This window comes from Roseimicrobium sp. ORNL1 (assembly GCF_011044495.1).
Classification (GTDB): Bacteria; Verrucomicrobiota; Verrucomicrobiia; order Verrucomicrobiales; family Verrucomicrobiaceae; genus Roseimicrobium.
The window spans coordinates 7,946,472-7,957,748 of the sequence record NZ_CP049143.1; the positions used below are offsets into that span (position 1 = coordinate 7,946,472).

An 11,277-nucleotide genomic window follows, 5' to 3' on the forward strand; every position below is an offset into this window, starting at 1 on the left:
AGTATTTTTGTTCTTTTAAAAAACGGAGCGTCAGAACGAACAGCGCGGGCCTTAGCCAACGATGCCGAGCACGTCGCTTTCGTTGATGATGAGCACGTCATCGCCGTCCAGCTTCACTTCCGTGCCGCCGTACTTGCTGATGAGGACCTTGTCGCCCACCTTCACGGTGAAGAGTTCCTTCACGTCCTTGCCTTCGTCATCCTTGCCGGTGCCGAGCGCGAGCACTTCGGCCTCCTGGGGCTTTTCCTTTGCGGTGTCAGGGAGGAAGATGCCGCCGGCAGTCTTTTCCTCGGAACTCACACGCTTCACAAGAATGCGGCGACCCAGGGGTGTAATTTTCGTAGCCATGGTTGGTATGCTGTGTGCTGTTTCGGTTCTGTGTTGTGTTTTGGTTTGGTTCACCCAGCCGGCTGCGTACCGCGAGTGCGGCATCGCAGCCGGCTGTGGGGAAACTAATTTACTGAAAAGAGACGGGGCTGGGGCTTAGGACTTGTTGTCGTTCTTGTCCACCACTTCGAAGTCGGCATCGACCACGTTGCCCTTGTCCTTGCTGCTGCTGCTGCCAGCGTCGCTGGAGGAGCCAGCGCTGCCACCGGCGGCGGCGGCTTCCGGTCCGGGTGCGCCGCCCATGTCAGGAGCGCCACCAGCCGCTCCGGCCATGGCTTGGTAGGCCGCTGCGAAGAGCTGCTGCAGCTCGTCCTTGCGGGTCTTGATGGCATCCGTGTCATTGTCGGCGATGGCCTTCTTGAGGCCGTCCACCTTGTCCTGAATCGGCTGCTTCTGGTCCGCAGGCACCTTGTCGCCCAGGTCCTTGAGGGACTTCTCCACCTGGTACACGAGGGTTTCGGCCTCGTTCTTGGTTTCGACGGATTCCTTGCGCTTGCGGTCTTCCTCGGCGTGCGCCTCGGCTTCCTGCTTCGCCTTTTCGATCTCGTCCTTGCTCAGGCCGCTGCTGCCGGCAATGGAGATTTTGCTCTCCTTGCCAGTCGTCTTCTCCTTGGCGGAGACGTGCAGGATGCCGTTCGCATCGAGGTCGAAGGTCACTTCAATCTGCGCGGTGCCACGGGGCATCGGCGGGATGCCGTCCAGCTTGAAGGTGCCGAGCACCTTGTTGTCACGGCTGAAGCTGCGCTCGCCCTGGATGACCACGATTTCCACGCCGGGCTGATTGTCCGCGGCGGTGGAGAAGGTCTGGGCGTGGCGCTTCGGAATCGTCGTGTTGCGCGGAATCATCGGGGTGGCGATGCCGCCTTCCGTTTCGATGGCCAGCGTGAGCGGGGTCACGTCGAGAAGGAGCACGTCCTTCACGCTGCCCTGGAGCACACCACCCTGGATGGCGGCGCCGACGGCGACCACTTCATCCGGGTTCACGCCCTTGTGCGGTTCCTTGCCGGCGAGCTTGCGCGCGGTTTCGATCACGCGGGGCATTCGGGTCATGCCGCCCACGAGCACGAGTTCATCAATCTTGGAAGCGTCGAGCTTGGCTGCGGCAAGGCAGTCACGCACCGGCTTCACCGTGCGCTCGAAGAGGTCATCCGTGAGCTGCTCCAGCTTGGCGCGGGTCAGCGTCTTGGTGATGTGCTTCGGGCCGGTCTGGTCCGCGGTGATGAAGGGCAGGCTGATGTCGTAGCTCTGGCTGGAGCTCAGGGCGATCTTCGCCTTTTCCGCCTCTTCCTTGATGCGCTGAAGCGCATCCGGCTGGCCGCTGAGGTCGATGCCGCTCTCGCTCTTGAATTCAGAAATGATCCACTGGATCAACTTGTTGTCCCAGTCGTCACCACCGAGGTGCGTGTCGCCATCCGTGGCGAGCACTTCGAAGACGCCGTCGCCGATTTCCAACGCGGAGATGTCGAAGGTACCACCACCAAGGTCGTACACGGCGATCTTCTCGTCCTTCTTGCTGTCGAGACCGTAGGCCAGGGAGGCGGCCGTGGGCTCGTTGATGATGCGGCGCACGTTCAGGCCGGCGATTTCACCCGCGGCCTTCGTCGCATTGCGCTGCGAGTCGTTGAAGTAGGCAGGAACGGTGATGACCGCTTCCGTGATCTTTTCGCCGAGGCGGGCTTCGGCGTCAGCCTTCAGCTTGGCCAGGATCATCGCGGAGACTTCCTGCGGCGAGTAGGTCTTCGTTTCGCCGCCGACTTCCACTTGCACGTGGGCGTCGCCGTTGGCAGCAGGAACGATCTTGTAGGGGACTTGCTTGTCTGCGTCGGTGAGCTCCGCGAACTTGCGGCCCATCAAACGCTTCACGGAGAAAACGGTATTGCGCGGGTTGGTCACCGCCTGGCGCTTGGCCGCCTGGCCCACGAGACGCTCGCCGGACTTGGTGAAAGCCACCACGGACGGTGTCGTGCGCGCTCCTTCCGAATTCTCCAGCACCTGAGGCTCGCTGCCTTCGAGGACAGCCATACAGGAGTTGGTGGTACCAAGGTCAATGCCGAGAATCTTGCTCATAGTTTGGGGAAAGTGAGAAATGTGCGCCGTATATCTGGCAGGAGGTGTGCCATCAGGTGCATTCACATCATAAAGCGCTTTCTATGAGATATTTATGAAGATAATGACCCCGCGCCGCGTCGTTCTAATGCGTCAAATATGCGCCATTATTGCCCAATGGCTCACATGCGCTGCGCCAGTTTCGCCCAGATGTGCGACATGACGCTGGGGAAAGGAGCGCGGACACTCTTGTCCGCCATCCCTGACATTCCACCCTCTGTCACCTGGCAGGCAAGGCCTCATGCCACTGGCTGCTCCAGAGACGTCGCCAGTAGCTTCCACATGAAATACGCTGCGACGCAGCAGAACGGCGGACAAGAGTGTCCACGCTCCTTTGCCAGTGCTTCGCTCCTTTCCCAATGCCAACTGCCAAAAAGAAAGCCCGGCGGAACAAGTCCACCGGGCTTCCCCTTTTGAGACACACACACTAATACTGAAACTGAACAGGAAATGCGAGTGATGCCGGCGCGCTTTATCGCGGCATCGCGCCACCCTAAAAGTGAACCGTGGTGACGATTCCGTTGCCAAGTGCAGGCAAGACCGTTGCGCTACAGCAGTGCCCGTGATGGGAACACAAAAAAGAGGAGCGGTTTCCCGCTCCTCTTTTTTAAAAGTTATGTGTTTGGTGAGTGCTGTCCGCGTTCGCTTAGAACGGGAACTTCACGCCAAGGCGAACGATGGTGTAATCGAAGTCGCCGTCGTCAGCCGCGAAGTGATAAGCGCCGTCAGCGAAGACACCCAGGTTGTTCGCACCAACGAAGCGAGCTTCAATACCGCCACCCACGAAGTAGTTACCCTTGTCCTCGCTGTTCACGCTGAAACCACCGCCAGCCATGGCGTAAGGAGCGATGCAGAGGGAGGTGATGGGGTAACGCAGCACAAGAGCGCCGTCGAATTCGTGGTGTTCCTGGTCCGTGGCGAAGATGCCATAGGAACCCTGGATACCGATGTACTGGTTGAAGAAGTACTCGCCGAGCACACCGCCGCCAAGTGCGTCGTCTTCAGCGGAGTCGTTCTCAGGAAGGTATCCGCCACCGTAGATGCCGAGAGCGAATCCAGGACCGAAAGCATCGCAGCCCACGGGAGCGGGAGCGGTCGGCTGGACGAATTTGCCACCCTTACCCGAGTAGCTCACAGGTCCTGCGAAAGCGCTGGACGCGAGAGCCAGCGACATGATGAGGGATGCGATTTTTTTCATGCGTGTAGAGTAGGATTGCGCGCCCACCCATACCCATGAATCAAATCTGGGCAAGTAAATTTTTAAAAAATCCTTAAAATCGGGATTTCTTAATAAAATATGCCATTCATTGGCCCGGCTCTTTTATTTTGTAACTCTCGGGATGCGGAGTCGGTCTAGTCGTTCAACACCATGCGCAGCTCGCCGTTGCTGACCCGGAAATCCTTGATGCCGGCGGCGAAACGCTGAAGGAACTCGGAATTGATGGAGCCAGGGCCATTGTCGGCAAAGAGGTTCAGGCCCTTGGCATCACCGAGCCAGGCGTTCGGCAGGGAAATGCCGCCCACACTCACGTCCGCGAGGCTGAAGTTCAGCTTGTGATCGGCATCCAGCTTGGTGTTGAAGGCCACCTTGATGCGGACCGTCTTGCCTCCGATGTACGCCACACTGGGATCCACCGGCAGCAGGAATGTGGCTCCCAGCATGTCGTTGTTCATGTGGAACTTCACCTTGTCTGCCCAGTCAGGCTGACTGGCGAGCCACCCATTGATTTCACGCTCGCTGAGCACGATCGTCTTCGCCGGATCCGAGGGGGCCGGTGCTGGTGCAGGCGCGTGTGCTGGCGGGGTCGCCTTCGCAGGAGCGGAAGGATCCAGCTCCGAAAGTTTGCCCGACTCCAGTGCGGCAAGCTTCGACTTCAGCGTGTCCTGTTCAGCGAGTGAGAGGTTCACCGGCTTGAAGGGGGCTGCACGGAAATTGTGGTAGTACCAAAACGTGGTGGCGGAGGCAACGATGCCGATGATACCGACCAGCGCGCACAGCACGACGAGGACCTTCTGCCCACCCGAGGAGCGGGCAGGAGTGGGAGGCACGTAGGGATTGGTATTGTTCATGGGGGTGATGTGGGGTGGGTGATGTCCCGGGGTCACCGGTCCTGCGGTCTGACAGGGCGGGGGGGTACGCGTTGAAAAAATCCTGAGAAAGTTCCCTGCCGGCCATCCGGGCAGCCCCTAGGTGCTCGATCATCTGGTGCCGCCGCTACCATGCGCGGCCCAGCTCGGTTCACTAACCTCACATCACCTGCCATCAACCCCACGTCACCGGCTGCATGAGGTGGAACCAGTCACGCGCGTAGTTCGTGTCCGTAAGCAGCAGCCAGATGGTGGCGGCGCCGGTGAGGACGGTCCAGAAGATGATCCATGGGTTCTGCAGGAGCTGCTCGGGCTCGAGACGCGCCGTTTCCTCCTTCATGGCGTGGCGGAAGTAGGCGATGACCGCGACGATGATGATGGGGAACACCAGCACGAGGTTGTTCAGCACCGGATACACGGCCATCGCGATGCCCGTGCAGAAGCAGAACAGGTTCGCATACGTGATCATCGCCAGGATGAGCGAGGTCTCCGTGTAGACGCGGAAGGATTTGCGATACTTCCCGCTCACCTCGACGTCGCCGATGAAGCGGAACTCGCTGTAGCGCTTCCCCGTCATGAGCAGCGCGCCAAACGACCACCACGCCAGCACGATGGAGAGCGGCGGCACGTGCTGTGGACTCACCAGCGCGTAGTAGCCCAGCCAGAGGCGGATGGGATTGTTGAAGGACTCCGCGATGACATCCATGAACGCGCGGTCTTTGAGACGCAGCGGAGGCACGTTGTACACCAGACCACTGAAGAGCAGGAGTCCCAGCGCGGCCTGGTACGCCCAGTTGAACTTCCACCACCAGCACAGGAGAAACGCGACGACAATCAGCGCGACCTTCAGCCACCAGAGGTACTTCACCTTCACCTTGCCCGCAGGGATGCCGCGCAGGCGCTTGGTGGGATGCACCGCATCGAAGGGCGCATCCAGAATCTCATTCAGGATGTAGTTCGCCGAGGCGATGAGGCACGCGGGAATGAGCGACAGGACTGCCACACCGACGAGGCTGGCATCCCACTGGAAATTCAGCACCAGCGCCCACGCCACGACATGGCCGAACAGGATGAAGATGTTCTTCAACCAGTGTTCCGGGCGGCAGATCTTGAAGTATTCGAGCATGAGGCAGACAGGCGGGGGCAAGGCTAGTCAATGGTCCCAGCCCCGGAGTCAACCCCCAGCGTGCAGGATCCTGGGGGTATCAGCCTTTCGCGGTGGTCTATGATGTCCAGTCGAAGCAGTTCCGTGGACCACGCTCTTCTAGGCAAACGTCCTTCCACCTAAGAGGCGGTAGGGATGCGCTCCTGCGCGTCCGTAAACAGGGGGCGGAGGTGGAGGGAGATGCCACGTGGCAAGGCCATTTCGTGCCGCTGCTCCGCTCCGCCTCCGCCCACCTAAAGCGGGACGCGCAGGAGCGCATCCCTACCGTCCTTTTTGTGGAGGGACGTTAAGATGCAGAGTCAATGGTGTCTCAGGGGCTCCAGTCCGATTCGTTTCCACGATGCTTTCGCAGGCTACCTCTCCTGAAGTCGGCACCAAAAAACCCACCCCCACCAATCACCCCGTGCACAGGCACTTGCACACAATCGGTCGGCGCACCGTCGCATTATTCTTGACCGCAAATACACTACGGCTAAGATACAAAGATATGATACAAGTGCCGTAGGATAGACATCGCGACGCAGAAGCAGCATGACTCTTCTGACTCTCTTATTCGTCGCGATTTCAGTGCACCTCACTAGCGGGAAATAAGTCCGCATCATTGTCACCCAGCCCCTCGTGCTGCGAGTTCACCGAAGCATCGAGGAGATGCGTGCGCATGGCATGACCATGCTGACAGCACGCGCCTCCCGGAACTCCGGGCACTCGCAACCGCGCCGGCATCGGCCTTGCGCGGTGACATGACATGCGATGGCGCCTCACCATCCACGTCCACAGCCGACGACCACACTCCAATTAATTCCATCCATTCATCCACTCACCTATGAAAAAGACACTCACCATCACCACCACCGTGGCCGCCGCTCTCTTGCTCGCGTCCTGCGGACAGGAGAAAACCTACAACCGCAACCCGGTATCCGTTTCCAAGGACTCCACGCAAAAGGAAGATGAGGATGACGATAACAATTCGTCCTCAGCCCGGACAGGCGGGGGCGGCAGCTCCTATTACGGCCACACCTCAACGGGTGGCGGCAGCACTAAGAGCAGCACGAGCAGCCACAGCTCCGTATCGCGCGGTGGCTTCGGCCACTCCGGCAGCGCGGCTTCATAACACGCGCTCCAGGCATTACCCGCTCACTCCCACCGGTCGGCGCAACCCTGCGCTGGCCGGTACGGGTGGTCCACGCCTCCGCATCTCAATTCAACACACTTCATTTCGCATCCACTTCATCATTCACCATTCATGAAACGCACTTCCATTCCTCCCCGCCGCGACTGGCGCACCAAGGTCGAAGAAATCGGGCTGGTGTTTCACACCATCAACGACGCCACCTACTGGGACGAGAGCGCTTTTTACACCTTCTCTCCCTCGGAGGTGGACGCGCTGGAGTCCGCCACGAACGAACTCGCCGGCATGTATGAGCAGGCCATTGCACTCGCGATTGAAAAACGCGTGCTACCGGAGCTCGGCGTGCCCGCATGGCTCGTGCCCATGGTGGAGGATTCCTGGCGTCGCAAGGCTCCCAGCATCTACGGCCGCTTCGACCTTGCCTATGATGGCAAAGGTCCGGCGAAACTCATCGAGTTCAACGCCGACACGCCCACCTCATTGCTGGAGGCCAGCGTGGTGCAGTGGGAGTGGCACAAGGATACGCGCATCGGCACCGACCAGTGGAACTCCATCCATGAACGTTTCATCGCGCAGTGGGAGAAGCTGCGTCCTTCCATCACGAAGGAGCTGCACTTCACCTGCTGCTTCGAGTCCGCGGAGGACTACATGACGCTCACCTATGTGCGTGACCTCGCCCTGCAGGCGGGCATCAAGACCTCGGAAATTCCCGTGGAAGAAATCGGTTGGTGCTCTACCCGCAAGAAGTTCATCGACCGTGAAGGCGAAGTCATCAGTTCCATCTTCAAGCTCTATCCTTGGGACTGGATGATCCACGATGAGTTCGGCCCCAAGACCACGCAGACCAATGTGACCTGGATCGAACCCGCGTGGAAACTGCTCGCCAGCAGCAAGGCCCTGCTCGCGCTGCTCTGGGAGATGTTCCCCGATCATCCCAACCTGCTGCCCTGCTATATAGGCGAGCCCCGCGACCTGAAGTCGTACGCCCGCAAGCCCTTCTTCTCCCGCGAAGGCGCGAACGTGTTGCTCGTGCGCGATGGCAACGTGCTGGATGAAACCGGCGGCAGTTACTCTGCCCAGGGCACCGTCTTCCAGCAGCTCTATGACCTGCCGAACTTCGGCGGTGGCTACCCCATGCTCGGAAGCTGGCTCGTGAACGGCGAATCCGCCGGCCTCGGCATCCGCGAAAGCGAACGCCGCGTCACCGACAACGGCAGCCGCTTCGTACCGCATGTGATGGGGTGAGGAACTATCTATTGCTTATGGGCGAACCTAGCACCAGCGGCCCTGGGAGCGCTGGCCTCCGGCCGGCGTTTCCGCGCTATCGGAATGCATCGCGCTGAAATGAGGCAGGAATGCCCCCACTCCTTGAGGGACAAGCATCACTCACCGAAACACCGTATCCACCCCCATCGCACTCTCCTTGGCGAACGCGGGAATCCAGTGCGGCCTGCGCTTGGAGATGACGCGGAAAATCATGGAGAGTGCATGTAGGGTGACGATGCGATCCACCACGCGATAGCCACGGCGGCGGCGCATGAGAATCTTCAGGGCCCAGCCGAGATAACGCGCCTTCAGCCAGAAGGGTTCGAAATGCATCTTCACGCGGTAGCGGCTGCGCGGACCACCTTTGGGGTACTTGGCCTTGTAGGCTTTCTTCGCGGTGCGCAGCCGCTGCTCGATCTCTGCATCGAACGTGCGGAAGTAGTACTCACGCGCCAGGGCTAGGATGCCAAAGGTATCCCGCATGTACTCGATGTCCTCCACGGGCATGCCGCACTCGACGGCGAGTTCACGCATCTGGTCCAGCTTCTGCAGTGAAAGTGTGGCGGCGCGCAGGCAGCCTTCCTTGTCCTGCACGAAGTACATCAGCACCTTCTTCACACTGTGACTGATGAAGATGTTGTTCCAGTACACCTGGAGCATTGGGGGAATGCGGACCCTGCGGAAGAAGAGTTTCTGCCGGGCAAACTCCTCCACATAGAGCAGCTCTCGGATGACATCATCGGAGAAGCGCAGCAGTTCCAGCAGTGAGCGCCAGTTCGGCAGTCCCTTCATCTCGGCAAACTCCCGGACGGCCTCTTCCACGAGTTGCTGCTTCTGGAAGACGCGGATGGTCACGAAGGTATTCAGGTCCGTCCATACGGCGCTGTCTTCGAGCAGGGCCAGCCGGCGGAAGGGTACCCAGCCACCGGTCTGGCACCACACCATCAGGCCCACCATATTCTCCGCCTGCTCCAGCTCGCGCGCATAGCGTTCGTATTCCCACCCGGTGAAGCTTGGATATTCTCCACAGCCTTCATACTCGCGCCGCGTCTGCAGCTCGATGATCTTCGCCACGCGCGTGCGGAAGAAATTCTTGTTCAGCGGCAGGTATCGGAAGAAATCCGACTCGCCGTATTTCATGGAGACGATGAGCGCCTCACTGTCCTCCACGCCCTTCAACACCGAGGTGAAGGTGCCGCGATGCCACATGAGATCGCCGATGCGATAGGCTCCCACGGTCCAGGTACGGAAGATGAGCTTTCGCGAATGCTTCTCGAAGACAGGCAGGAGTGTTTTCAGGAAGCGATTCACCTGCCGGGGATGCTTCAGGTACAGCTCGCTGCGAAAGTCATCCACCACATCGCGCCCGTCGGATTCGCCGATGCGCAGAATCACGCCGGACACTTCAGGAAAGTCGGTCAGGAATCCGTCCAGCAGCTCGCTCAGGAAATCCTCAATGGATCGCCGTAGGCGCACCAGCTGCTCACGCACAGAGGGCGTGGCGCTGAAGACATCCATGGTCAGGTAGATCTGCAGTCCATGTCCGCGCACCACCTCGAAACACTTGCGGAACTCCGCGCGCCATTTGGCAATGCGGGCCCGCATGTCCAGCTCATACCAGGTGTGATCCGCGAGATGCGTCACATCATCCAGCGACACGGCGTTGAACCCCATGTCCACCGCCTTCGCACAGAAGGTATCAAGGTCCTTCCGAATCTGCCCCCACTGCACCGCGCTTTCGCCCCCTTCCATTTTCAGGTGGGAGAAGGAGATCTTCGACCAGTTGATCGTGCGCCGCTCGTCCCCGCGAAAGAAGGGGCCGATGGCGTCGATGAGGAAGAGGTGCATGGCTTTTATCACCGAACGGCCCGGGAAACTGCAAGCGGCCCCGTGCAACACTTTTGCCACAGCCAGAAAATCAACTAACTATATAGCCCATCCGGTCTGTGTCTCCGTGCCTCTGCGACTCGGTGTTGAATTCCAGGGCCCGGGCATTCACATTACTCGTTCCCTTTTGCTCCGCTCCGCTCATGTCCCTCAGCCCCGAACATCGCCAGGAAATGGCCGCCATCTACAAAGCGGTGGCAGACCGTCCGCTGGAGCGGAGCTGCGCCATGAGCACGGAGTGCTGCCAGTTCCGCCTCACGGGCCGGACGCCGATGCTCACCAAGGGCGAGGCCATGTACGCCGCCATCGGTGTGCGGGCCAGCGGGCGCAAGAAACTCCCGGACCGCGAGGACGGCGCCTGCCCCTTGCTGGGGAAAAATGGCCGGTGCATGATCTATGCACACCGTCCCTTCGGCTGCCGCACGCATTTCTGTGATGCCGCCGGTGGTCCCTACCCGCGCAAACACGTGGCAGACCTCATCCGGCGCCTGGAAGTCGTGGATGAACAGCTCAAAGGAGACGGCCCAAGGCCCATCCAGGGCGCGGTCGAGGATGCGTTGGAGGAAATGTGATGCAGGTCAGACCTGAATGACCGACATGACTTCTTTCAAGTAGTCAAAGTGGGCATCGCTGCACAGGAGCGGCAAATCGTGGCTCTTAGCCGACGCGGTTATCCAGATGTCATTCTCCGGAATGAGTTTCCCCATGGCCGCGAGATGAGCTTTCAATTCGGCATAGGCGCTCGCCGTAGCTTCGTCGCTGGGCAAGAGAACCACATTCTTGCTGAATTCCGACCATTGCTGAACCGCCCTGGGATCATTTCCTGACTTGCGAATGCCGTAGAGCATTTCGCCCAGCGCAGTCAGGGGAAGGTAAAGCTCAGCCGCAGCCTTGAGTTGGGCGGTCAGAGAAGGATTCCTGGCGCGCAAATGCTGAACGATGACGCTGCTATCGAGCGCCAGGCTACCAGGTGTCTTCATCGATGTGTTCGCAATCCTTGAGCGCCTCCTCCAGCGCCTTCCCTTCCTCTCCTGCAAGGCTTCCGGCAGTGGAATCAAGCATCGCGTTCCGGCGCTCATGTCGCTCGGTTACAAGCTTGTCGATGAACAAGGCCGTCTGCTCCAACTGGTCCGTTGGCATACGGCGAAGCTCTTCAAGAATGGCGGCCTCCGGAGGCATCGCTGGTAGTTTAGCGCTGCGGCTAATTTTCTCAAGTAATCGGAAGATTTGGCGATTTGCGCTCAGTTTT

The 11,277-nt window shown here is 59.7% G+C and carries 11 protein-coding genes; 3 read left to right on the forward strand and 8 right to left on the reverse strand.

Annotation, left to right across the window (positions count from 1 at the left end; genetic code table 11):
• Positions 1-51: 51 nt before the first annotated feature.
• The 5 genes from G5S37_RS32100 to G5S37_RS32120 all read right to left on the reverse strand — a co-directional run bounded on the left by G5S37_RS32100 (position 52) and on the right by G5S37_RS32120 (position 5,707).
• A complete protein-coding gene (locus tag G5S37_RS32100; protein WP_165211194.1) occupies positions 52-348 on the reverse strand; it encodes a co-chaperone GroES in 297 nt (98 codons plus the stop codon).
• Between the two features lie 135 nt (positions 349-483).
• Positions 484-2,454 carry a molecular chaperone DnaK gene (gene dnaK, locus G5S37_RS32105; RefSeq protein ID WP_165211197.1) on the reverse strand — a complete coding sequence of 657 codons (1,971 nt, stop codon included), beginning with the start codon at positions 2,452-2,454 and terminating at the stop codon, positions 484-486.
• A gap of 685 nt (positions 2,455-3,139) precedes the next feature.
• On the reverse strand, positions 3,140-3,691 hold the full coding sequence (locus tag G5S37_RS32110) for a porin family protein (RefSeq protein ID WP_165211200.1): 552 nt from the start codon (positions 3,689-3,691) through the stop codon (positions 3,140-3,142).
• 155 nt (positions 3,692-3,846) lie between these two features.
• Entirely contained in the window at positions 3,847-4,563 is a 717-nt protein-coding gene (locus tag G5S37_RS32115; RefSeq protein ID WP_165211203.1) for a hypothetical protein, read from the reverse strand.
• Between the two features lie 193 nt (positions 4,564-4,756).
• Positions 4,757-5,707: a UbiA family prenyltransferase gene (locus G5S37_RS32120; protein ID WP_165211206.1), complete on the reverse strand. Its 951-nt coding sequence runs from the start codon at positions 5,705-5,707 to the stop codon at positions 4,757-4,759.
• 862 nt (positions 5,708-6,569) lie between these two features.
• On the opposite strand from G5S37_RS32120, the gene G5S37_RS32125 reads away from it, so the two are divergent.
• Together G5S37_RS32125 and G5S37_RS32130 are read left to right on the forward strand one after the other, a co-directional pair.
• Positions 6,570-6,857 (forward strand): hypothetical protein, encoded by a 288-nt coding sequence (locus tag G5S37_RS32125; RefSeq protein ID WP_165211209.1) that lies wholly within the window; start codon positions 6,570-6,572, stop codon positions 6,855-6,857.
• 132 nt (positions 6,858-6,989) lie between these two features.
• On the forward strand, positions 6,990-8,120 hold the full coding sequence (locus G5S37_RS32130) for a glutathionylspermidine synthase family protein (RefSeq protein ID WP_165211212.1): 1,131 nt from the start codon (positions 6,990-6,992) through the stop codon (positions 8,118-8,120).
• Between the two features lie 141 nt (positions 8,121-8,261).
• Here the strand turns inward: G5S37_RS32130 and G5S37_RS32135 are convergent, their stop codons facing one another.
• On the reverse strand, positions 8,262-9,989 hold the full coding sequence (locus tag G5S37_RS32135) for a hypothetical protein (RefSeq protein WP_165211215.1): 1,728 nt from the start codon (positions 9,987-9,989) through the stop codon (positions 8,262-8,264).
• 182 nt (positions 9,990-10,171) lie between these two features.
• Between G5S37_RS32135 and G5S37_RS32140 the strand changes: the two genes are divergently transcribed.
• Positions 10,172-10,600, forward strand: coding sequence for a YkgJ family cysteine cluster protein (locus G5S37_RS32140; RefSeq protein WP_165211218.1), 429 nt, complete (start codon positions 10,172-10,174; stop codon positions 10,598-10,600).
• A gap of 6 nt (positions 10,601-10,606) precedes the next feature.
• Here G5S37_RS32140 and G5S37_RS32145 read toward each other — a convergent pair whose 3' ends face one another.
• Positions 10,607-11,008: a PIN domain-containing protein gene (locus tag G5S37_RS32145; RefSeq protein WP_165211221.1), complete on the reverse strand. Its 402-nt coding sequence runs from the start codon at positions 11,006-11,008 to the stop codon at positions 10,607-10,609.
• Positions 10,992-11,207, reverse strand: a complete 216-nt coding sequence (locus G5S37_RS32150) for a hypothetical protein (protein ID WP_165211224.1) — start codon at positions 11,205-11,207, stop codon at positions 10,992-10,994. Before G5S37_RS32150 ends, G5S37_RS32145 begins: the two co-directional genes overlap by 17 nt.
• Positions 11,208-11,277 lie beyond the last annotated feature (70 nt).